The 24,150-nt window shown below is 43.3% G+C and carries 21 protein-coding genes; 8 read left to right on the top strand and 13 right to left on the bottom strand.

Annotated elements, in window-relative coordinates:
• Nucleotides 1-8: 8 nt before the first annotated feature.
• A complete protein-coding gene (gene thiO, locus O4M77_RS03330) occupies nt 9-1,130 on the top strand; it encodes a glycine oxidase ThiO (RefSeq protein WP_313661269.1) in 1,122 nt (373 codons plus the stop codon).
• Here thiO and O4M77_RS03325 read toward each other — a convergent pair.
• Nucleotides 1,119-2,024 (bottom strand): TIGR01777 family oxidoreductase, encoded by a 906-nt coding sequence (locus O4M77_RS03325; RefSeq protein ID WP_323713821.1) that lies wholly within the window; start codon nt 2,022-2,024, stop codon nt 1,119-1,121. The genes thiO and O4M77_RS03325 overlap by 12 nt on opposite strands.
• A gap of 195 nt (nt 2,025-2,219) precedes the next feature.
• Nucleotides 2,220-2,666, bottom strand: a complete 447-nt coding sequence (locus O4M77_RS03320; RefSeq protein ID WP_125279465.1) for an ABZJ_00895 family protein — start codon at nt 2,664-2,666, stop codon at nt 2,220-2,222.
• Nucleotides 2,667-3,295: 629 nt separating this feature from the next.
• Here O4M77_RS03320 and O4M77_RS03315 point away from each other — a divergent pair.
• Genes O4M77_RS03315 through O4M77_RS03305 form a run of 3 tightly spaced genes read left to right on the top strand, consistent with a single transcriptional unit; the run spans nt 3,296 to nt 9,279 of the window.
• The gene (locus tag O4M77_RS03315) at nt 3,296-4,549 is read left to right on the top strand and encodes an exonuclease SbcCD subunit D (RefSeq protein WP_323713820.1); all 1,254 of its coding nucleotides are present in this window, start codon (nt 3,296-3,298) and stop codon (nt 4,547-4,549) included.
• An 8-nt stretch (nt 4,550-4,557) separates the two neighbouring features.
• Entirely contained in the window at nt 4,558-8,169 is a 3,612-nt protein-coding gene (locus O4M77_RS03310) for an AAA family ATPase (protein ID WP_323713819.1), read from the top strand.
• Nucleotides 8,170-8,172: 3 nt separating this feature from the next.
• Nucleotides 8,173-9,279 carry an acyltransferase family protein gene (locus O4M77_RS03305; protein ID WP_323713818.1) on the top strand — a complete coding sequence of 369 codons (1,107 nt, stop codon included), beginning with the start codon at nt 8,173-8,175 and terminating at the stop codon, nt 9,277-9,279.
• 31 nt (nt 9,280-9,310) lie between these two features.
• Here O4M77_RS03305 and O4M77_RS03300 read toward each other — a convergent pair whose 3' ends face one another.
• A complete protein-coding gene (locus O4M77_RS03300; RefSeq protein WP_323713817.1) occupies nt 9,311-10,000 on the bottom strand; it encodes a YggS family pyridoxal phosphate-dependent enzyme in 690 nt (229 codons plus the stop codon).
• A gap of 123 nt (nt 10,001-10,123) precedes the next feature.
• Here O4M77_RS03300 and O4M77_RS03295 point away from each other — a divergent pair, with 123 nt between their 5' ends.
• Nucleotides 10,124-11,161, top strand: coding sequence for a type IV pilus twitching motility protein PilT (locus O4M77_RS03295; protein ID WP_004783232.1), 1,038 nt, complete (start codon nt 10,124-10,126; stop codon nt 11,159-11,161).
• A gap of 27 nt (nt 11,162-11,188) precedes the next feature.
• Nucleotides 11,189-12,310 (top strand): PilT/PilU family type 4a pilus ATPase, encoded by a 1,122-nt coding sequence (locus tag O4M77_RS03290; protein ID WP_323713816.1) that lies wholly within the window; start codon nt 11,189-11,191, stop codon nt 12,308-12,310.
• 67 nt (nt 12,311-12,377) lie between these two features.
• Here the strand turns inward: O4M77_RS03290 and fur are convergent, their stop codons facing one another.
• Nucleotides 12,378-12,815 carry a ferric iron uptake transcriptional regulator gene (gene fur, locus O4M77_RS03285; RefSeq protein ID WP_004783237.1) on the bottom strand — a complete coding sequence of 146 codons (438 nt, stop codon included), beginning with the start codon at nt 12,813-12,815 and terminating at the stop codon, nt 12,378-12,380.
• A 112-nt stretch (nt 12,816-12,927) separates the two neighbouring features.
• On the opposite strand from fur, the gene O4M77_RS03280 reads away from it, so the two are divergent.
• On the top strand, nt 12,928-13,326 hold the full coding sequence (locus O4M77_RS03280) for an outer membrane protein assembly factor BamE (RefSeq protein WP_004783238.1): 399 nt from the start codon (nt 12,928-12,930) through the stop codon (nt 13,324-13,326).
• A 103-nt stretch (nt 13,327-13,429) separates the two neighbouring features.
• On the opposite strand, the gene O4M77_RS03275 is transcribed toward O4M77_RS03280, so the two are convergent.
• From O4M77_RS03275 to O4M77_RS03235, 9 genes are all read right to left on the bottom strand, one after another.
• A complete protein-coding gene (locus O4M77_RS03275) occupies nt 13,430-13,759 on the bottom strand; it encodes an RnfH family protein (protein ID WP_323713815.1) in 330 nt (109 codons plus the stop codon).
• A complete protein-coding gene (locus O4M77_RS03270; protein WP_180002422.1) occupies nt 13,759-14,838 on the bottom strand; it encodes a hypothetical protein in 1,080 nt (359 codons plus the stop codon). Before O4M77_RS03270 ends, O4M77_RS03275 begins: the two co-directional genes overlap by 1 nt.
• A 159-nt stretch (nt 14,839-14,997) precedes the next feature.
• On the bottom strand, nt 14,998-15,453 hold the full coding sequence (locus O4M77_RS03265) for a bacteriohemerythrin (protein WP_004783243.1): 456 nt from the start codon (nt 15,451-15,453) through the stop codon (nt 14,998-15,000).
• Nucleotides 15,454-15,747: 294 nt separating this feature from the next.
• Nucleotides 15,748-16,596, bottom strand: a complete 849-nt coding sequence (locus tag O4M77_RS03260) for a class II glutamine amidotransferase (protein WP_166137974.1) — start codon at nt 16,594-16,596, stop codon at nt 15,748-15,750.
• A gap of 268 nt (nt 16,597-16,864) precedes the next feature.
• A complete protein-coding gene (gene argB, locus O4M77_RS03255; protein ID WP_159123314.1) occupies nt 16,865-17,773 on the bottom strand; it encodes an acetylglutamate kinase in 909 nt (302 codons plus the stop codon).
• 10 nt (nt 17,774-17,783) lie between these two features.
• Nucleotides 17,784-19,202, bottom strand: coding sequence for a phosphomannomutase/phosphoglucomutase (locus O4M77_RS03250; protein ID WP_179992930.1), 1,419 nt, complete (start codon nt 19,200-19,202; stop codon nt 17,784-17,786).
• 419 nt (nt 19,203-19,621) lie between these two features.
• Nucleotides 19,622-20,074, bottom strand: coding sequence for a dUTP diphosphatase (dut, locus tag O4M77_RS03245; protein ID WP_004783254.1), 453 nt, complete (start codon nt 20,072-20,074; stop codon nt 19,622-19,624).
• Nucleotides 20,075-20,139: 65 nt separating this feature from the next.
• The gene (gene rep, locus O4M77_RS03240) at nt 20,140-22,179 is read right to left on the bottom strand and encodes a DNA helicase Rep (protein WP_159124471.1); all 2,040 of its coding nucleotides are present in this window, start codon (nt 22,177-22,179) and stop codon (nt 20,140-20,142) included.
• Nucleotides 22,180-22,314: 135 nt separating this feature from the next.
• Entirely contained in the window at nt 22,315-22,968 is a 654-nt protein-coding gene (locus O4M77_RS03235) for an OmpA family protein (RefSeq protein WP_159124472.1), read from the bottom strand.
• A gap of 253 nt (nt 22,969-23,221) precedes the next feature.
• Between O4M77_RS03235 and O4M77_RS03230 the strand changes: the two genes are divergently transcribed.
• Complete coding sequence (locus O4M77_RS03230) at nt 23,222-24,148, top strand: acyltransferase (RefSeq protein ID WP_180138560.1); 927 nt, start codon at nt 23,222-23,224, stop codon at nt 24,146-24,148.
• Nucleotides 24,149-24,150: the final 2 nt, after the last annotated feature.

Raw genomic sequence — 24,150 nt, 5'->3', positions numbered from 1 at the left:
TTGGCGCAATGCATATCGCCATTATCGGAGCGGGCATCACCGGTTTGATGTCAGCTCTGGAATTGCTTGAACAGGGATGTTCCATTACGATTTTTGATCAACAAGCGGCTGGACAGGCAGCCTCTTGGGCCGGAGGTGGTATCCTCTCCCCGATGTATCCCTGGCGTTATCCCGATGCCGTCAATGCCCTCGCCCGCCATGCCAAACCGCTGTATCAAGCCTGGAACCAGAAACTGCAACCGATCACCGGGATTGATTTCCAGATTCATGAAACCGGTATGCTGATTTTTGATGAAACGGATTTTGAAATTGGACTGCGCTATGCCGAGCAATATCAGGATCCACAGCAACATGCCGAATATCTGAATCAGCCTCAAATCCAGCAAATCAATTCCAAAGTAGATCCGAAATTTAAACAGGCGATCTATTTTCCAGAACTTTCCAATATCCGCAATCCGCGACTGTTACAGTCCATTATTGCTTACCTTAAACAGCATCCGCGTGTCACTTGGCAAGAGCATTGCAATATTAGTCAGCTAAATATCCAGCAAGATCATGTACACAGTGTTTCCACTAAAAATGGCCTGAGCTTTAAAGCAGATCAGTTCGTCATTGCCACCGGTGCATGGTCTGCACGCTGGTCTGAACAGCTCGGTCTGGACATTCCAGTTCATCCGGTTCAAGGCCAGATGTTGCTCTTTAAAACACCAGAAAACTGGCTACCAACCATGTGCATGAACAAGGTCATGTATCTGATTCCACGTCGTGATGGTCATGTACTGTGTGGTTCCAGCATGCGTCAGGTCGGTTTTGATACTTCGCCTTCTGCTGAAATCCGTCAGGATATTTTGGAAGCCTGCCTGGAAATGGTACCGGAGCTGGCTGATTTCCCAATTGTGAAACAGTGGGCTGGTCTACGACCAAGCTCCCCGGATGGCATTCCCTATATCGGCAAAATTCCGCATCTGAACAATCTCTGGACCAATTTTGGCCAGTTCCGTAATGGCTTATGTATGGGTGCTGCTTCTGGAAAATTGCTGTCTCAGTTAATCCTGGAACAACCGACCATCGTAGATCCACAGCCTTATAGTCCGGTACAGCGTTTACAGCCGCACTCTTTAACGGTTTAAAATTTCAATCAAGGCTTCTTTCAGGGTCGGATAGCTAAATTCAAATCCGGCTTCCTGCAAAGCTTTGGGCTGGACATATTGACCATTCAGAATCAGTTGTGACTGTTCACCTAGCATCATTTTCATACTGCAAGCTGGTAACGGTAATAAAGGTTTACGCTTCAGCACCTGTGCTGCGATCCGGACAAATTGCGCCTGACTGACTTTTTCCGGAGCAACCACATTAAATACCTGTTGCTGGGTCGGCTGCTGCATCAGAAATTCGATCGCCCGCATGACATCCTGTAGATGTACCCAGGTCACCGGCTGACGCCCATGACCAATCCGGCCAAATATATTCAGCTTAATTGGCAATAACATCTGCGGAAGAATCCCGCCTCCTTGACCAAACACCACAGCAAAGCGAACAATTTTGGTGTCCTGCCCGGTATAGGACAAGGCCAGTTTTTCCCATTTCTCACACAGTTCTGACATAAAAATGGATTGTGGTGGACTTTGTTCAGTACACACCGTCTCCCAGTGTTCTTGCGGATCGATTCCATAGTAGCCGACCGCTGAAGTCGAAATAATACGTTTGGGCTTAATCTGATTTTTCTCTAGATAGTCATATAACTGCCTGGTGGTATTTAGCCGACTGTCCAGCAATTTCTTTTTGCGTGCGACTGTCCAGCGGCCCTGACCAATGCTCTCACCGGCCAGATTAATTACATAGTCAATTTGATGGTTTTTCAGTTCTTCCAGATCATTAATCCAGTGAAAATCAGGATGTTCTTCTCGCAATTTTTTCTGTCGGGTCAGGCCGATCACGGCATAATCACGAGCCAGTAAAAATTTCACCAGATGGCTGCCAATAAAACCGCTGGCGCCTGTCATGAGGACTATAGGTTTATACATGGTTATTCTGTGCCATTATTATTGTATTGCTCAAATTATACGTCACTTATGAATCAGAATATTCGGGAAAGTGATATGGGTCGATGAATGCAAAATTGTCTCATCATGCCATACAGAAAACTTCTAATTTTCTATATAGCCTGATTTAGCATCTTGAATTTAATCTCAACGATTTTGATATAAAGAGTTGAAATCCTAGCCAAACATTTTTGCTGCCATACGCTGTGCCTGTTTGCCATAAAACCAGTAGGTCAGCAGATAGAGCGGAATCGCGATGAGCAGGAACATGATCACGACGATGCTCATAAATTGTGGCTGTTGCAGATATAGTAAAAAGTCCTGCCAGGCATTCGGATTGGAACGCGTCGCAATGGCAATCCCTAAAATTAAAAATGCCAGGTTATAGCCCCAATAAATCAGGCTAAATCCCAAGGTGAATTTTTTACGCTCCGCTTGGGTTGGCGCCCGTTGTTCCTTTTTTAAAAATTTAAACAGTACCCAGATCATCGCTACCAGATAAGGCACAATGGTTAATACTGCACCCATGCCAGTCGGCATTAATGCCGCCACAACCCCGCAAATGCAGGTAAAAATAAAGCATAGGAAGAAAAACCAGAGAAAATAGCGAGTTAGAGACACCATTAGCAGGACTCAAGGACGATTAATCAACTAGTATAAAAAAAATTAATTTTTTTTTCATTTTATTGTCAACCTAAAGTGAGATGCTGACGTTATATAGGGTACAAGGTTCGGAAATTTGGACTGGCATCCACAAATTTTCGTTCTCTTTGCTAAAGCAATAAGTCCAGTGTTTTAGAAAATTTTGAATAGCAGCCAAAATTTTCACTATACACAAATCTTTGACCGACGATTTCATCATCACTCGAATCGTCGGTTTTTATTTTTTGGACGAACCGTTTTTAGCAATTCGCCTGCAAATTTTTATCAGCTTCTTATGCAGCATAAAATAATGATCGGCTGCATTTTTTCAAGTCTGTTTTTAGCAATTTTTATAAAAAATATTGGTTCTGCTACCCAGATGCTATGAAAAATGCCTGAAGTAAAATTTAAAATAAAAACGCTGTATTCAATACTTTATATATAAACATCATATTTTATTGATTTCATAGATATTATTCTAATATTCAAAACTACGCTGAAAATAGTTTTAATGATGTGTAGCAATGAAATAGATCAAAATATTTTTTTCAAGTAGATTTTTAGCTGGGCTTTTTTCTATAGTAGGAAGGCAAAAATAAAGGTGAGTATACATGGCAGTTCATTTTCTACATACTTCTGATTGGCATTTGGGACAGTTTTTCCATAACCATGACCGTGAATTTGAACATGCACAATTCCTGAATTGGCTCCTTGAACAAATCAAGGAAAAACAACCACATGCCCTACTGATTGCCGGTGATATTTTTGATGTCATCAATCCCGCTTCCAGTGCCCAAAGACAGCTTTATCAATTCCTTGCCGATGCTCATGAGCTGGCACCGCATATGCAAACCCTGATGATTGCCGGCAACCATGATTCAGGTTACCGGATTGAACAGGTTCAGCCTTTACTCACTAAATTCAATGCCAAAGCGGTGGGTATTGTCGGCCGGACTGCGGACAATGGTCTTGATCTGGATCGTTTGCTGGTTCCGATTTATGACCAGCAGCAAGAGATTATTGCCTGGTGCCTAACTCTACCTTATTTGCGCAGTGCCGAAATTACCGGTATTAATGAACATACCCATAATAGCCAGAATGCCATCAGCTATCTGCACCAACAGTTGATTGCCGAAGCCAAAGCACGTAAGCAGCCACATCAGGCACTGATTCTTATGTCACATGCACATATGCAAGGCGGTGAAACTTCCGATTCGGAACGTCCAATTATCGTCGGCAATGAAGAGGCTCTCTCAACGGCGCTATTTGATGAAGTTATTGACTATGTCGCTCTGGGACATCTGCATAAACCGCAGAAAGTCGGTCAGCCGCATATTCGCTATAGTGGCTCCCCGATTCCCCTATCCTTTAGTGAGATCAACTATTCGCATCAGGTTGTTGAAGTCAGAATCGATCCTGAACAAAATGCTGAACAGCGTTTTCAGTTTGAAGCGCTGAAAGTTCCTCGTACTGTCGAGCTGTTTAGAATTCGGGAAAATCTGGAAAATCTGCTCAGCAAAGTAAAAGCACTGCCGACTGGGGAAATTGAGCATCTGGCAGCACGACATTTTCTGGAAATTGAATACACTACCGATGCACCGCCACCGGTAGATTTACGTCAGCAGATTGAACAGGCACTGCCACCAGATCGTTATCGTCTGCTACGCATCAGCCGGATTTATCAACGTCAGGCAGAAGATCAGGCTGATAGCTCTAAAATTGACTTGGCACCTCCAACACCTGAATCACTGTTTTTCAATATCTGGGAAAAAATGGGCTATAGCCAGGATCATTCGGTGCAGCAGGATTTTCAGCAGTTATTGGTCGAAGCCCAACATGAACTTACACAAAAACAACAAGCTTAGGATCAGCCATGAAAATTATCCGTCTGAGCCTAAATAACCTCGCCTCTCTCGCTGGTACGCATCATATTGATTTTGAATCAAATCCTCTGGCACATGCCGGACTGATTGCGATTACCGGAAAAACCGGTGCTGGTAAATCTACTCTGCTCGATGCCATGTGTCTGGCGCTGTATAACGAAATTCCACGTTTAAAAGGTGCCACAGGTAGTCTGAAAGATGCAGGTGGACAGGATGTCTCGATCAAGGATTCCAAAAATATTCTGCGCCGTGGTTGCGTACAGGGTTTTGCCGAGCTTGAGTTTATTGCCTTAGACCAGAAACGCTATACGGCACGCTGGGAAATTCGTCGTGCCCGGCAGAAAGTGGATGGTAATTTAAAGGTCGATCGTGCCATTACCTGTCTGGATGATCAACGGGTGCTGAACCAGAAAATTTCTGAATGCACGCCGCTGATTGAAAAACTGGTCGGCTTGAGTTTCGAGCAGTTTACCCGTGCGGTTCTATTAGCACAGTCTGAGGTTGGTGCCTTTTTAAAAGCCAAAGATAATGAACGTGCCGATTTACTCGAATATCTGACCAATTCTCAGATTTTCAGTCTGGTCAGCCAGAAAGCATTTGAAAAACACAGTGAAGTGAAGCAGAAACGTGCTGACCTGGAAAAATTAATCGGTCATCTGGAACTGTTATCTGAAGAAGATATTGCTGCTCTGCAGCAGCAACACACGACTTTAAAACAGGTGGTTGAACATCTAAACCAGAGCGAAAAGGTACTGGAGAATGACCTGAAATGGCATCGCCAGCAGCATTATCTCTATACTGAAATTCAGGCCAAAAAAGAAATCTATACGGTTCAGCTGGATGCTGAACAGAAAATGACACCGCAAAAACAGTTATTAGATCAACTGGACCAGTTTCAGCAGATTCGGGAACAGTTTGTCCAGCAACATCAGTTTCAAAAGCAGCGTAGCCATTTACTGACTGAGCAGCAAAACTTTGTTGCCGAATTCATGTCAGTTCAGCAGCAGCGTGATAGCGAACAGCACAAGTTGCAGCATATTCAGCAACAGCAACAACAGCAGGAACAAGAGTTCCAGAAGATCAAACCTTATCTGAATCAGGGACTCAAGCTGGATCATGAAATGCTGTCGATTGGCGATCAGTACAGACAGCTTGCAGCTGAACAGCAGACCTATAGAACCCAGAAGATTCAGCCTGTTCAGAATCAACTGGTGCAGACTGAGCAACGGTTACAACAGGTTCAGGCTCAGTACCAGCAGATTCAAAAGCAACTAGAACAACAGAGCTTTTTAGCGGTTTTTGATGACGAACCGCAGGCGACTCTGCAACGCCTGCGGGACTATCAGGAACTTCACCAGAAATTCATGCGGCAGCACCCGGCACTTTTCCAATCTAGCCGGACTGAACTGGAACAGCAGCAACAGGCTTTATCTGCCAGCTTGCAGGAACTCACTCAGCGCTATACTCATCTGGACCAGCTTGAACAGCAAATCCAACAGTTCCAGACCCAACAACAGCAACTCAGTACCCAGCATTCGAAGCTTGAAGCTTTAATGCGAACCGTACAGCAAATGGCTGGCTTAGAAGCTGAAAACCTACAATTGAACCGGGATTTAAAAAACCATCATGATCGTTTAAAGCAACTAGAAACTGAGCTGGTTCAATTACAGCAACAACGTCAGGAAGCAGAACAGGCCTTCGAACAATTGCAACAAGTACTGGCTCAGCAACGTTTATTACAGGCACAAAGTGTTCAGGAATTACGTGCACAGCTGAAACCAAATGAGCCTTGTATGGTCTGTGGCAGTCATGAGCATCCTTTTGTACAGCATCAGGAACTGCTAGAAAATGCTTTGCAACAGCTACATGACCAGCAGCTTAAGGAAGCTCAGAAAAAACTACAGCAACTGACTCAGACATGGCAGCAAGCACAAATCCAGCAATCTCAACTACAAACCTTAATTGAGCAACATCAGCAACGCAGCAGTCAGCTCAATACGACACTACAACAGCAGAAGGTTCAGTTAAATCAGGATTTGCAGCAATTTGATTTGCTGTTTGATTTAAACCAGAGTACAGATCATTTGCAGCAACAGCTTGGCCAGCATGTGCTTCAACTTCAACAAGAGCAACAGCAGCTAGCACAGACCCTGCAAAATCAGCAAAGTGACTGGAAACAATGGCGTCAGCAACAGCAACAGCTGGATCAACTACGTTTTAGCATGCAGCAGCATTCACAGCTAGAACAAATGATTCAGCCAGTTCTTCATCTACTGCCTGAGTCCTTGCAGAAATCCTGGATTACTGATGCCTCATCAAGCTGTCAGCAGCTATCTCACCAACTGCAACAACGTCAGAAACAGACTCAGGAATTCAAAACCTTAGAGACTCACATGCAAAGCTTAAATCAGCAGATTGAAAAGGCACGTGATCAGCTCAGCCTGCATCAGCAATATGATGCACAGTTACAGCAAAAGATGAATACGGCGCTGAATATGGGTAAAGCGCTACGTGAACAGCTCAACCACCTGACCCTTACCCATGCCGGACAGATTTATCCTAAGGCACAGGAATGGCGTGACCGTTTGGAGCAACAACAACAGGCGTTGGATGAACAGTTACGGGCACAGAGTCTGATGACCCAGCAGCATGATCAGCGTTTACAACAGGCTGAACTGAAAAAACAGAGTTTCATCACCCAGATTCAGCAACTAGAACAGCAGATCAAGCAATGCCAGCAATCTATTCAGGACTGGCAAAATACATATCCTGCGTTTGATGCCGAGCATATCCAGCATTGCCTGAATATTGACTTGCAACAGCATCAGCAAATTCGCCAGCAATTACAGGCACAACATCAGGCGGTTGAAAATGCCAAAACGGCTTGGGATATTCTGGAGGAACAATATCAGCATCATTTGAAATCCAAGCCTGAACTTAGCTTTGAAGAAGTTGAACTGCGCTTAAGTAGTCTGGCACAGGAAAAAGCTGAACAGGAAAATGCCTGTAATGAGGTTGCCACCAAATTAAGAATACATGCCAATAACCAATCGACCTTACAACGCTACCAGCATCAGATTGAACAGGTCAAAGCTGAAGAATATCGTTGGGGTCGGATCTATGACCTGATCGGCCATAAGGAAGGCACCAAATTCCAGAAAATCGCGCAGGAACATCACCTGGATATTCTGGTCGAATATGCCAATCAGCAATTACAGCCCCTGGCTCCGCGTTATCAGCTGTACCGGATTCCAGACAGTTTAAGTCTGGCGATTATCGATCTGGATATGAACAGCGAAGTGCGTCCTGTCCTGTCACTCTCTGGCGGTGAAACCTTCCTGGTCTCTCTGGCTCTGGCCTTGGCGATTGCCAATATGGCTTCCGGCTCAATGAAACTAGAATCGCTATTTATTGATGAAGGTTTTGGTACTTTAGACCCGGCTTCCTTACATATGGTCATGAATGCACTGGATCATTTGCAGAGTCAGGGCCGTAAAGTGGTGCTAATTTCACATGTACAGGAGATGCATGAACGGATTCCGGTTCAGATTCAGGTTAAACCGGTCGGTGCCGGTGCTAGTACCATTCAGATTATAGGTTAAAGCATGAACTCTATCCCGAACAAGCTCTCGCCCTATTTCAGCTTACAACTTGAGAGCTTACGGGGTATCAGTGCCATTGTGGTGCTATTCAGTCATAGTTTTCAGGCTTTTATCGCGCCTTTTGATCTGAGCCTATATTCCTGGGTACGTCTATTAGGCCAGGCTGCTGTGATGATCTTTTTTGTGCTCAGTGGCTATTTAATCGGGACTTCGATCCAGAACAACATCCAACAACATGAAAATTTTAATCTGCGGCAGTATGTACGGCAGCGTTATCGGCGCATTTTACCGCCCTTTCTGTTTGCATCCGCTTTCAGTCTGATTCTATATGCGCTAGCACCTACATTTTTTGCTTCACATAGCCATGAGTTCCAGAACAGTTTTGGCATGATGATTCGGACTGCCTATAACATTGATACTCAGGATTTTTTAGGTTCTTTATTCTTTCTAAACGGCTTTATTACACCGACGGTATCTGCCAATGCGCCGCTCTGGAGCCTGAGCTTTGAAGTCTGGTTTTATGTACTGGCCGGATTTCTGCCTTTTTTAAAAGATTCTGGAATCGCTAAAATCGGCTTTTTTATCTTGCTTCTAGGGCTTTCTCTACTGAACTATCAGTTTCTGTTTTATTTCCTGCTCTGGCTAGTTGCCTTTGCCAATTCATTCCGGCAGATCCAGCTGCGTTTTTTAAGTCGACTACAACCCATTAAATTGGGCCTATTTGGTCTGGCATTTATGATTGCCTGTGCGGATGCTTACCAGTTTCATGTCATTGAACAGGCTGACTTATATCGTGTAAATTATTTTGTGCCATTTAACCTGTGTATGGGGCTCGCCTTTGTCTGCTGGATTGTGCAGCTGCAACATCAACAAAGCCAATATCAACCAGTTTGGCCTCAGTCTGCAAATTTCTCCTATACACTTTATGTCACTCATTTCCCTTTACTGCTTTTTATTCTGGGCTGCTTTCCTGCAACGCTTGATCATGGTCTTGAGGGTGCCGTTTTATCCTTATTTATGAGCATGTGCAGCTTAATTTCCTTTGCCTGGCTCATGGCCCAATGGCTGGAACCCCAAAGAAAAAAAGCGTTATCAACTACTCTGCAATAACGCTTTCCCAAAACTCAATTGTCAGTACAAATCAGTCCGTTTTTTTAGGACGTGCGCCAAACAAGGCAGTTCCCACACGTACCATGGTAGAACCTGCTGCAATCGCCTCAGTCATGTCGGCAGACATTCCCATACTTAAAGTATCCCAGTCTTCAGGTTTTGCATGTTGGCTTTTGACCTCTTCGAACAAGGCTTTGGTATCTGCGAAAGCCTGAGTATTTTCTGGCGCAGGAATGACCATCAAACCACGTAAGCGCAAATTCGGTAATTGACTGATCTGTGCTACTAGATCGGCCACTTCCTCAGGCTGACAACCGTCCTTGCTATCCTGCCCATCAATATTGACTTGCAGACAGATATTAAGCGCAGCTTGAGAATCATTACGCTGATTAGATAAACGTTCAGCAATAATCAGACGATCCACCCCATGCACCCAGGCAAAGTTTTCTGCCAGATGTTTGGTCTTGTTGCGCTGCACATGACCGATAAAATGCCACTCAATATCCAGGTCTTTGAGTGCCGTGATTTTTTCCAGCGCTTCCTGTAAATAGTTTTCACCAAAAGCACGCTGACCAGCCTGATACATTTCTGCCAGCACAGGGCTAGGCTGGGTTTTGGAGACGGCCAGAAGTTGCACCGAATCCGGCTCACGCCCGGCCAGAGCGCAGGCGGACTGGATCTGAGCTAAAACCTGATTTCGTGACTGTTGCAGCATATTCATTGATGGGGTTCTCATTTCGTGCGGATTTTTTTCCCTTGCTCATCAACTAAGTGTTGGTTAAGCTGTGGGAAAGCCTTATTATTCTAGCAAAATAAATAACATTTTAATGAACTCGGGGACCTTATGGATATTACAGAACTGTTAGCCTTTTCTGCTAAAAATGGTGCGTCGGATTTACACTTATCAGCAGGTTTACCACCCATGATTCGTGTGGACGGGGAAGTACGTCGCATCAACCTGCCTGCACTAGAACACAAAGAAGTACACAAACTGGTGTACGACATCATGAACGACAAGCAACGCCGTGATTATGAAGAAAATCTGGAAACTGACTTCTCTTTTGAAGTTCCAGGCGTAGCCCGTTTCCGTGTGAACGCATTTAACCAGAACCGCGGTGCAGGCGCAGTATTCCGTACCATTCCATCTAAAGTACTGACTATTGAAGATCTAGGCATGGGTCAGATCTTTAAAGATATCTGTGAATATCCACGTGGTATTGTACTGGTGACAGGACCAACCGGTTCGGGTAAATCAACGACGCTGGCGGCAATGCTGGACTATATCAATGACAACCGCTATGACCATATCCTGACAGTCGAAGATCCAATCGAATTTGTACACCAATCAAAAAAATGTCTGATCAACCAGCGTGAAGTACATCGTGATACGCATGGATTTAATGAAGCATTACGTTCTGCATTACGTGAAGACCCGGATATTATTCTGGTCGGTGAGATGCGTGACCTTGAAACCATCCGTCTGGCACTCACTGCTGCGGAAACCGGTCACTTGGTCTTCGGTACCCTGCATACCACCTCAGCGGCAAAAACCATTGACCGTGTGATTGACGTGTTCCCTGCTGAAGAAAAAGACATGGTGCGTGCCATGTTGTCAGAATCGCTGCAAGCTGTTATTTCGCAAACCCTGTTGAAGAAAAATGGGGGGGGGCGTGTGGCTGCACATGAAATCATGATCGGTATTCCAGCCATCCGTAACCTGATCCGTGAAAACAAAGTGGCACAGATGTACTCTGCGATTCAAACCGGTGCCAACTATGGCATGACCACACTGGATCAAAGCCTGAAAACGCTGGTATCGAAAGGCATTATCAGTCCGCAAGTCGCCCGTACTGCAGCAAAACAGCCTGAATCATTCTTATAAAAATAATTAATTTTTTGGGGTTTTATCATGGACTTTAACGGCTTACTCAACTACATGGTAGAGAAAAAGGCCTCGGATCTGTTCATTACAGCCGATGTTGAACCCTCTATCAAAATTAATGGTCAGATTGTACCGATTGGCTCGGTAAAATTACCGGGTGCAGCTGTGGGACAGCTACTTAACTCAATCATGACCGAGAAGCAGCGCAAGGAATTTGCGGACACACGCGAGTGTAACTTCGCCATCAGCAACCCGGACAAATCGGCACGTTTCCGTGTCAGCGCATTCCAGCAACGCGATCAGCCAGGTATGGTACTGCGTCGTATTGAAACCGTCATTCCGACTATGGATGAGCTGAAATTACCGCCTATTCTAAAAGAATTGGCAATGACTAAACGCGGTATCATTATTTTTGTGGGTGCAACCGGTACCGGTAAATCAACTTCCCTCGCCTCTTTGATTGGCTACCGTAATGAAAATTCCAAAGGTCATATCATTACCATTGAAGACCCGATCGAATTTGTGCACCAGCATAAGAGTTGTATCATTACCCAACGCGAAGTCGGCATTGATACTGACTCCTTTGAAGTCGCATTGAAAAATACCCTGCGTCAAGCACCAGACGTGATTCTGATCGGTGAAATCCGTTCTCGTGAAACCATGGACTATGCAATTGCCTTTGCGGAAACCGGTCACCTGGTTTTTGCGACCCTGCACGCCAACAACGCCAACCAGGCCATCGACCGTATCATTCACTTCTTCGAAGCCGACCGTCACAGCCAGCTGTTTATGGATCTGTCCCTAAACATGAAAGCCATTGTGGCACAGCAGCTAATTCCCACCATTGATGGCAATGGCCGCCGTGCAGCGATTGAAATCCTAATCAATTCACCATTGATTGCGGATCTGATCCGTAAAGGCGATGTGCATGAAATCAAGGATTTGATGAAACGTTCACGCGAACTGGGCATGCAAACCTTCGACCAGGCATTATATGACCTGTATAAGGCCAAGCAGATTAGCTATAAAGATGCACTAAAACACGCCGACTCACCAAACGACCTGCGTCTGCAAATCAAACTGTCAGAAGAAGGTGGCGAGCATTTATTACGTGCGCATTCCAATATTACTTTTGATGGTCAAACCTGATCATTTTCAAAGCATAAAAAAAACAGGCTTTTAATAAAGCCTGTTTTTATTTCAGCCTAAAGCTAAATTATTTCTTACGGTAAGCTTCCTGACATTCAGGCGCGTCACAATAACCGTAAAGATTAAGTGAATGTCCAGTCAATGCAAAACCAAATTTCTTCGCAACTTCGTGCTGTTCATGTTCAATCACATCATTTGTAAATTCAACGACTTTGTTGCAATTTTGACAAACCAAGTGATCATGGTGATCTTCCTGCATAATTTCAAAAACTGAATGATTATTTTCAAAATTATGACGCTCGATAATCCCTGCTGCCTCAAATTGTGTTAACACACGATACACAGTTGCAAGACCCACATCTTCCCCTTGTTCGAGTAAAGTCTTATAAATGTCTTCAGCGCTAAGGTGATGCCGTCTAGAGTTTTCTAATAGTTCTAATATTTTAATTCGTGGAAGGGTAACTTTCAGTCCAGCTTTTCGTAAATCTTGGTTTGAAATAGGCATGTAAAAAGGTCTCTCAACAAAATCAAAGTTGGAATAGGCAACAAAGTTTAGATGCAGTATGATCTATCCTTGGATCAAATGCATCATAATTAATTTGGGATAGTGTAGCAAAATGCAAAAAATCATGCTGACGTTATTCGTCACTTCATTGCTTGTCGGCTGTTCGACATTAGGTGTGTACAAAGTTGATATTCCTCAAGGAACACCTTTAACTCAAGCACAAGCCTCTAAAATTCAGGTAGGAATGAGCCACCAACAGGTGCGTTTCCTGCTCGGTAGTCCAACAGTATCTGATCCGCTCAATCCGCTACGCTGGGACTACATCTACAACTATACCCCAGGAACCTATGCTAAAAAAGCCAAGATCCCAGCAGCCCAAGGCCAGCATCTAAAAATTTACTTTAATCAGTCTGGTATCGTAGAGCGTATTGAAGGTCTGGAAACCATTCCAGAATCTCAACCAGGTCTACCAGGTTCCAAAGAAGCGATCTTAAATGCCCCACCACTATAATCGGTTTTGCATAAAAAAACCCCTGTATGATCAGGGGTTTTTTTAATTAAATAGATTGATTTATCAAATAATCAGACCATCTGTTCAATAAAGCCACATTCCACTAATCAGAACGTTTATTTTGCTTGAAACGGTTACCTTTGGCATAACGTCCTACCGGATTCTTCTCAGCGCGTTTACGGCGGATATCCTTGGGATTAATGGTTAAAGCACGATAAATCTCTACCCGGTCCCCTGCTGCCAATGGCTGGGTATGATCCTGTAGCTTAGCGCCAAAAATACCCAGATTCAGAGGTTCAGGCAATTCCACCTGTGCACGGATTCCGCTTTGCTCGATTGCATCCAATGCGGTCATGCCGGGCTGGAAAGGTACGGCAATATGAAACTGTTGTTCCGGGGTAGCATAGGCCACCCAGATCACTGCCTCAGTCATCAGAAAAATTGTCCTAGTACAGCAACAATCGCCAGAATAATTGAAACTGGCAAGACGATACGCACTGCGATACGCCAGATGTTATACACCGCTTCTGAACTGAAGTTCATCGATTTACGCAAATGACTGATTTTCATGATCCAGCCAGCAAACAAGGCATAAATCAGACTGATCACCAGTCCCCAAAGAATCAGCAGATTATTGAAAATTGGAGCAACATTTGGAATTAACCAGACCAAGGTGGCAGCGATCACAATCGCCCACTGAATGATAATATTCATTTGACGTTGCTGTAATTGCTCACGTGCCATTTGCATAAGCAAAGCAGCGGCTGCGACAATGGCTGCGATTAAAGCAAATGCAGGGATTTCAGCTTTTACTGCAAAGAAACCAAAGGCGATGATCGCTAATAGCTGCGCCACCCAAATCGGTAAGGCTGTTTTAGTCGCAACATCCTGCTGTTTTACGACAGCCAGACTTGATTGCCAATACAGCCCCATACCTAGACCACTCGCCACCAAAGCCAATACAGTGGCATTGCCCCACTCTACGAATTGGACGGGTGTTACCTGCCAAGCCGGTAATTCAGTTCCCATCACATTCGCCATGATCAAAGATGCAAGTACGCCGATCGTGGTAATCCCAACCAGAATTAAACGTGGCACCAGCGATAAGACAAATGCAGCAATTGCCAGCACCGCAAAAATCACTGGCTGCTGAACATCGAGATTGGCCACTGCAATCACATTAGAAGCATGATTGAGCATCGCACCCGCAAGGAATGGGATAAATACAACCGCCAGCCAGCCGACGATCCGCCAGCGCTGAGAACTATCAGCTTCACGGGTAAGGCTCGACAATGCCTGTAATGCAGTGGTTTTTGAGCGTTTCGCCAGAGCAATTTCCAGATAACAGACTGGAAGAGCTAGTATTAGCATGGTCGCTAACCACAACATCCAGAAATCAAGCTGACGGTCAATCTGAATACCTGTTATCGGTGCGAGTGTCGCAATAATAAGAAAGGATAAACAGAAAGCCATCAGAGGCGATAACCATTTTGACATAGCATTGTCCTGCATGATGTATTCCTATAAAAATCTAGCGCTATTTTGCCTTGTGAGGCGATGAAAATCAAAAACAAAAAAGCAAACCACCATGCTCGTGATTTGCTGCGCAAATTTATTATTAAGCTTTATTTTTTATTTTCCCGATTTGTTTTTATTTTAAGAACAATCGAGTTATGAGAAGAAACGGGCAAACCAGTTTTTACCCTTTTTCTTTTCTTTATCTTTAATGATTCCCATCATATTTTCTTTTACCGCACCGACATAATCTGCATCATCGTGCTGAATATGATTGATCAGCCATTTAGATAATACTTCATGTAATTCCGCTTCAATAGATTGGCCCAATTCAAAACGGTCACGATAAGATTCAATCTTTTTAATAAACAGGTCATGCACACGTTTATGCGGCACACGATATTTATAACCCGCTTCTTCCTGAAGTGATTCTTCAAAGGTAAAATGCGACTGAGTATAATCAATAATATTTTCTAGAATCTGTTTAATACGAGCACGATCGGTATTGGCATCAATTCCATCAATCTCATTGATATAATCGAGAATTCGTTTGTGCTGATCGTCAATCACATCGATACCAGTATTATAATCTGGAACCCATTTCATTTTCATTACGACCACCTATTGATATTAATGATTTATCGCTTGAAAAAGATCATATATCTAATTAATTTAAATAAAAATGAAGTAAATCGGTTGGTTTTCAGTTTATTTTCTACTTAATTAATGTAAATCATTGTTTATCCAATCAATTATATTTTAAACCCGACTACAAGAATAAAGTATTTTTTGATCGATTTTATATTTCATGGTTTATTTATTTTAATGATTTCACTATAAAATAAATATCAAATTCAAAAAAACAGGAGCGATGTCCTGTTTTTTAATATCGAATTTTAACCAGATTTAATATAAATCTGCTTTAGTCACTCTTTTAAGCGAAGGATCCAAACGTTCTCTTTCCAGACGGGCGACATGTGTCAATTGGGAACGATATTTGGCTCCATCTCTGAACAAAATCATTTCACCTTCCTGAAATGCTGTCCATTCTTCATTCTGCGTTAGCGGCTCTGTGGTAATCACAGCGACCCGATCTTCAGGCGTGGTGACTTGGCTAAAATCAACTTCAACTTCGATATCAATGAGTTGGGCTGGCTTAAATGGATATTCACGAACCAGCCAATGCAGTTTAGTCGTTGCATAGGTAAATAAAGCCTGACCATTGGACAGACAGAAATTAAAAGTGCCATGCTCTGCAATGGATGGAGAAATCTCGGCCAACAAATCAAAAACCTGATCCAGCTTCGGTTCATCATAACCAAAATGTTTCACCAGCTGATCCAGCAAATAACAGAAAGCACGCTCACTGTCAGTATTGCCAACTGGCGTAAAACGTCCAGAAAGCTCAGGTAAAAAATCTTTTAAATCACCATTATGAGCAAAGATCCATTGTCGTCCCCATAATTCACGGCTAAACGGATGCGAATTTTCCAGATTAATTTTGCCTTGTGTCGCTTTACGGATATGTGCAATTACATTACGGGATTTGATTGGATAATTGCGCACTAGTTCTGCAATGGGTGACTCAACAGCAGACTGATTATCAACGAATAATCGGCAGGCCTTATCCTCAAAGAAAGCAATCCCAAAACCATCAGAATGATCTGAGGTAATCCCCGCCCGCTGAGAAAAACCTCGAAATGAAAAGGTAATATCTGTTGGTGTCGCACAATTCATTCCCAGTAGCTGGCACATAATCTTCATTCAGGTCACAGAGTGTTCTTAAGGTTATTGTGCATCACAGGCTGAACCTTTTCAAATCTCGATCATTGCAATGCTATGCGCTAAAAATGCTAATAAACTATTTTTTTATATTTAATTTAGCAAAAGGAGTTTAAGCTTCAAAACTTAGCTTAAAAATAAATACTTTAGATTTAACTTTCATATTTCTAGTGATCAAAATCTTAAAATAAAAGAAATAAAAAAGAGCCTCAAGTGAGACTCTTTGATATTCAATTTATCTTTATGGACGATGTGGATTAGAACGATTGGTAATTAAAGTTCCTACACCATGATCAGTAAAGATTTCTAACAAGCTCGCATGTGGTACACGACCATCCACGATATGTGCACTGATCACGCCGCCTTTTACTGCGTCAAGCGCACAGCCGACTTTAGGAATCATGCCGCCATAGATCACACCTGTTTCGATCAGACGATCAACTTCCTGAGTCGTTAAACCGGTCAGCAGATTTTTATTTTCGTCGAGCACACCGGTAATATTGGTCAGAAGAATCAGCTTTTCTGCCCCTAATGCTTCTGCCACTTTACCCGCGACTAGATCGGCATTGATATTATAGGTATTGCCTTCTTCATCGACACCGAGTGGTGCAATCACTGGAATGAAATCACTGTTGGTAAACATTTCCAGTACATCAGTTTTCACCCCAACGACTTCGCCGACCATACCCAGGTCTACTTTTTGGATTGAACCGTCTTCAGCCGTCTTTTCCATTAACAGCTTTTTGGCGCGTAACAGGTTGCCATCTTTACCGGTTAAACCAATTGCACGGCCACCATGTTTGTTGATCAGGTTCACAATTGATTTGTTTACGCTACCGCCCAGAACCATCTCGACCACTTCCATGGTTGCCGGATCTGTCACGCGCATACCATCAATACGGTCAGATTCACGACCTAGCTGTTTCAGCATAGAATCGACTTGTGGACCACCGCCGTGTACCACAATCGGATTTAAACCGACTGTTTTTAATAAAACGATGTCACGTGCAAAAGAGCTTTCTAGCTCAGGATCCGTCATCGCGTTGCCACCGTATTTTACCACCAGGGTTTTACCCGCAAAGCGTTGGATATACGGCAAAGCTTCAGTCAAAATTTGTGCTTTGTCGATGCCTGTATGCTGATTTGGCATTCGCCTCTCCTTATTGAGCATCTAAAATGTCTTGAGCGATCTGTGGATAACGGTCACGCAACATGGATACAAACAGATGTCGAATTTCATTCAGGCCTTGTGCATCATTGGCATCAAAGCGCACCGTGAAATATTCACCCGTATTGGATGCTCGAATGATGCCAAAACCATCATCAAAATCAAGACGTATCCCGTCAATTTTACTGATTTGTGCATTTAATTGCGTAGATTGCTGCTCAACAAAGTTTAAAAGCTCAACAGGCTGCACCTGATGAGTGGAAATATATAAATCTTCAGTCCCATGACGTTTTGGATAAGCGCGCAAGGCCTTACTTAAAGTCATACTTTTCTGATCCAGATATTCCATGACCCGAAGCGCTGCATAAAGACCGTCATCATAGCCCCAGCCACGTCCGTCATTAAAAACATAATGCCCGGCATATTCACCACCAAAAATGGCCTGATGCTGGGACTGCGCCAGATATTTTCGCAGGAATGAGCTACCAGTACGAATCATCACCGGTTTTCCGCCCAGGCGTTGAACTGTATCGCGAATCAGGGTTGAACATTTAACGTCATAAACAAACTGACATGCTTTTGTGCCAGTCATACAAATTTCTGCGAATAAACAGAGAAGCTGATCAGCACTAATAATGACACCCTGCTCATCCACCAGTACCAACCGGTCCCCATCACCATCTAGGGCAATACCCAGATCCGCCTGCTGTTGCATGACGACCTGACGTAAGGTTTGTAAATGTGCTTCCTGAGAAGGATCAGGCGCATGATCAGGAAAATGCCCATTGGCTTCACAACGTAAGGCGGTAACTTCACAACCTAGTTTTTGCAGCACCAAGTTGGCACAACGTCCTGCTGAACCGTTCAGACCGTCCAGCACTACTTTAAATGGGCGCTTCAACTGAATATCTTCAAGCATTTCCTGCTGATATTGCAGACAAAATTCGGGAATAATTTGGTGAGGCAAATCATTCAAACACGATAAAGAACTATTTACATGAAGTTTTGCTTTTTGTGCGACCTGCTGAATCATCTCGGGACAAGGCGGCTCCCCTACAATAATCCATTTAATTCCATTATCTTCTTTAGGATTATGGCTGGCCGTGACCATCACACCATTACCATCAAACTGACGCGCTGTGTAATACAACATCGGACTGGAACAACAGCCGATAATGGCAGCTTCAATAGCATAGTCCTGAAAAATACGGCGAATGGTTTCAGCAAAAGCCGGACTGCTGATGCGGGCATCATAGCCAATCGCAACCCGAGTCTGCCCCGCAGCTTGATATTGCTGAGCCAGACCATGCGCAATAGCATCAATCACACCTGTACTGAGTAAACTGACTTTACCCCGGATATCGTAGGCACGAAAAATGTGAGCCGGAAAGGGTTGATTCATGGATCCCATAAACTGTTCTTTTCACTATTGAATATAAGGAGATAAAATAATGATTAAGCAATCATCATGACTTTAAACATTTGTTTTTGTTTTAAGACTCTGTATTTTTATATGAATTGAATGTGACAATCAATTATAAAAGTATAATTATTAATCTTTTATGTATTTAATTTGTATAACTAGTAAAATAAATAAACCTGACTAAAAATGACTTCTTGCATTATTTATCATCTATTTTCTTAAATTCTGAATGATTTTATTTTTCTATTTAAATGATACTAAAAATTTATTTAAATATTTTTCATTGAAATAAAATTCAAGAATAAAGTTTATTAAATAGCTCTGTCATTTTTTTATTGTTTTTATGATTAAAACTCTAAAAAAAGATGACTTAACCCAGAACATCCAAGTTAAGTCATCCTTTAATTTTAGTTTTTACCAGTATGACCGAAACCACCTGCGCCACGCTCGGTTGCTTCAAACTCATTCACCAGATCAAACTCAGCCTGTACCACAGGGACTAATACATATTGGGCTAAACGCTCACCAGGTTCCAGGCTAAATGCAGTTTGACTACGGTTCCATACAGAGACCATCAGCTCGCCTTGGTAATCTGAATCGATCAAGCCAACCAGGTTACCTAAAACAATCCCGTGTTTATGACCTAAACCAGAACGTGGCAAGATCAAACCAGCAAATGCTGGATCTTCAATATAAATCGCCAAACCAGTTTTTACTAAAACTGTTTGACCTGGTTCAATTACAGTCGTTTCGTTGACACATGCACGAAGATCGAGTCCTGCTGAGCCAGTTGTTGCATAAGTCGGCAATGGCCATTCCTGCCCCAGACGCGAATCAAGGACTTTCACCTGAACTTTCATGTATTTATTCCTGTTGTTTAATATCAAAAAATTTAAAGAATCAAAATTGTAGCGTTCTGTTACTTTTACCGTTTAATCAAGGCACGCAAATTATCCAGATAGTGCTGAGCCTGCTGTTTTGGATCAATATTGCCTGCAAGTTTTTTCTTGCGACCTAACCACTCCAGTTCATCTTCTGGAAGCTCATCCAGGAAGCGGCTTGGGGTCATCTGTTTCATCTGTCCACCCGCCTTACGTTGCTCAGCCAAGGTAATAGTCAAGCCCTGACGCGCACGAGTAATCCCCACGTACATTAGACGGCGTTCTTCCTCGACTGTTTCGGCAGCAATCGAGTTCTTATGTGGCAGAATTTCTTCTTCCAGTCCGATTAAGTAGACATAAGGGAATTCCAGACCTTTGGATGCATGCAAGGTCAGAAGGTTAACCTTATCGGTATCTTCTTCTTCCTGCTGCTGTTCCAGCATATCGAGAAGCACCATCTTACGGATGACACTTTCGATATTTTTCTCATCGACATCTTCTGCACGATTGATCAGACTCTGAATACTGCTATACAGCACTTCAATATTATCGAGTTTGGTTTTTTCCTGTGCCGGCGTCGCTGCGGATTCCTTGATATAGTCAATATAGCCGGCTTCCACCATCATCTGACGGATGATTGGTACAGGTTCATCGTCTTCCAGCAAGTTGCGGGTAAAGTTATTAATGAAATCTGAAAATTCTGCTAGTTGTGTGGTCGCTTTCTTTGGAATGACCATAGTTAAACGCTGATCGCCTGCTGCTGACAGTAGAGACAGATTATTTTCCTGGGCAAACAGACCGAGTTTTTCCAGCGTCACCGGGCCAATGGCACGTTTCGGTGTGTTAATAATCCGCAGGAAAGCGCTGTCATCTTCCGGGTTAATGATCAGACGCAGGTAACTCATAATGTCCTTGATCTCTGCACGCGCAAAGAAAGACTGACCGCCAGAGAGCTTGTAAGGAATCTGCATCTGGCGCAGCTGAGTTTCCAGAATACGTGCCTGGAAATTACCACGATACAGAATCGCGTAATCTTTCCAGTTTTTACCATTCATCAGCTTATGCGTGATCAGGTCTTTCACTACGCGTTCTGCTTCATCATCATCATTACGACAAGTGATGACCCGAATCACTTCACCGTGACCTTTATCTGACCAGAGCTTTTTATCAAAGATATGCGGGTTGTTGCCAATTACGGTATTGGCAGCTTTTAGAATACGGCTAGTGGAACGATAGTTCTGTTCCAGCTTGATCACTTTCAGATTCGGGAAATCCTGTTGTAACAGCGCCATATTTTCAGGTTTAGCACCACGCCAGGCGTAAATTGACTGATCATCATCCCCTACCGCAGTGAACTGGCCCATAACCCCAACCAGTAATTTCACCAGAATATACTGTGCCGTATTGGTATCCTGATATTCATCGACCAGCAAATAGCGTACACGGTTCTGCCATTTATCCCGAACTTCGGCATTTTCCTGTAACAGACGCGTTGGCATGACAATCAGGTCATCAAAGTCGACAGCGTTATAGGCACGCAGATTTCGCTCATAAAGTTGGTATAAATGCGCGAACTGAACATCTTCTGGTGTTTCACAGGTGGTATGCGCCTGCTCTGGCGGAATCAGATCGTTTTTCCAGTCCGAAATCATCTTCATGGCTTTGGCGATCAATTCTTTGCTTTCAGCACCTGAAAGATTATCGCGATGCATCAGATCCATCAGAATCCGCTTACAGTCATCGGCATCCAGAATCGAAAAATTATTTTTTAGCGGTGTGTGTTTGAGCTCTAAACGTAATAAATTTAGACCAAAAGTATGGAAGGTCGAGACTGAAAGGCCCTTGGCTTCTTCTCGGGTCAGCAATTTGGTGACACGCTCTTTCATTTCACGTGCTGCCTTGTTGGTAAAGGTCATTGCCGTGATCCGGTGGGCCGGAATCCCGCAATGCTTGACCAAATATGCGATTTTTCTTGTAATTACCGAGGTCTTGCCTGAACCCGCTCCGGCAAGTACTAACAAGGGTCCTTGAGTATATTTCATGGCTTCAAGTTGCTTGTCATTTAACTGACTGGCGAGTGACATATGGCTTCCTCTTCTAGATTCGGCTCCGATTATAGTCATCTCATGCCCAGATGCCTAATTGAAAATTCATTTTCCTGCGTCATCTTTCAGACATAAAAAAACCACCCGAAGGTGGTTTTTCTGCAAAATCAGTGATTACTGAACGGCATATACTGCGATTTCAACACGACGGTTTTGTTCTTTACCAGCCGCAGTTGAGTTGTCTGCGATCGGGTTCGCTGAACCAAGACCTTGTGCATTAATACGAGTACGTGCTACGCCTTGACCAGCAAGGTAGTTCGCAACAGATTGTGCACGTGCTTGAGACAATGGAATGTTGATTGAGTCATTACCAGTGCTGTCTGTATAACCAGTTACCAAGATACCGCTTTGGCTGTCTTCAGTCAGAACTTGGGCAACTTTATTCAATGTTGCATAGAAGTTTGGTTTGATGTTTGACTTGTTAGTGTCAAATGTAATCGCACCAGGCATTACCAAGTTGATTGAACCGTCTGGATTACGGTTTACATCTACACCAGTACCCGCAGTCGCTTGACGTAATTTTTTCTCTTTATTGTCAAGGTAAACACCCGCTGCACCACCAAGTACTGCACCAATTGCAGCTGCACGGTTGTTTTGACGGCTAGTATTGGCATTACTTTTAGAAATACCATAACCTGCAGCAGCACCAATTACTGTACCCAAAGCTGTTTTGTCGTACTCAACACCACCCAGGTTATTGCCAGTAGTTTGACAACCTGTAAGTGCTACTGCCCCTGCTACAGCTGCTGAAATTAATAGTGCACGCATTGCATGCCTCCTTTGTAGTGTAATTTGTATCTTAGGTCAGATAATGATTTAAAAATAATGGGATAACCATTGAATTTTTGTTAATAATAAATCTTTTAGTAATATTTTATAATGTTTATGTGTAACCAATTTCCTGAATTTCATCATAGTTTCTTCATAGTTTAACGATCGGACTTTTCTATTCGCTCAACTCCCTCTATATTGTTCAAAATGTGATGAAATTTAGACGATTATTCTCTGGGACTGTTTTTATATGTCATCTAAAAGCAAGCAACAAACGACTTTAAAAAAACTTACCCGTGGCCTCACGGTGACATCTGTCATGACTGGCAGTACTTTTTTTCATGGACCACCCGTACTGGCTTTGGGGCTGACCAAACTTTTTAAGAAATCTTCTAAGATTGATGCAACCAATATCAAGATTACCAATAGCTGGTTGGGCGTAAATAACTGGCTGATTGACAATGTCCTGAAAAATACCGAATGGCAAATCAGTATTGACGAATCTCTGGATCTGAACATGCAGGGGCGTTATTTAATGACCTGTAATCATCAGAGCTGGGTGGATACCACGGTAAACCAGTATTTCGGTTTAACGCGTATGCCTCTCACCCGCTTTTTTACAAAATGGGAACTAATTTTTATTCCATTTGTAGGTCAAGCCTTTAAAATTCTGGGCTTCCCGATGATGAAAAGGCATAGCAAGGAACAGATTGCCAAAAACCCTTCCCTGAAATATCGGGATATGGAAGAAGCACGTAAGGCATGTGAACAACTGGTTAGCCAGCCATTTACCTTGCTGAATTATCTGGAAGGTACACGTTTTACCCCAGAAAAGCATGAACAGCAAAAATCGCCTTATAAGCATTTGTTGAAGCCTAAGGCGGGCGGTCTCGCGCTGGCACTGAACATTCTGGGGGACAAAATTGATGCACTGGTGGATATGACTATTGTTTATCCTGACGGTGTGCCAGGTTATGGGGAATTCTGGTTAGGCGAAGTCCCGCGTATTGCCGTGAACTTGAGAAAAATTGACATTCCAGACTGGGTACTCGGCGGCAATTATGAAGATGATGCAGATTACCGTGCGCGTTTCCAGCAATGGGTAGACCAAATCTGGACTGAAAAAGACCAATTAATTGAGCAAATGCAGCAGAACCTGATTTCCGCTTCTGCCTGACA

Origin of the sequence: Acinetobacter sp. YWS30-1, from assembly GCF_033558715.1 — a bacterium.
Taxonomy (GTDB): domain Bacteria; phylum Pseudomonadota; class Gammaproteobacteria; order Pseudomonadales; family Moraxellaceae; genus Acinetobacter.
The sequence above is the reverse complement of the archived record's forward strand: the minus strand, read 5'-3'. Positions and strand labels throughout refer to the sequence as shown.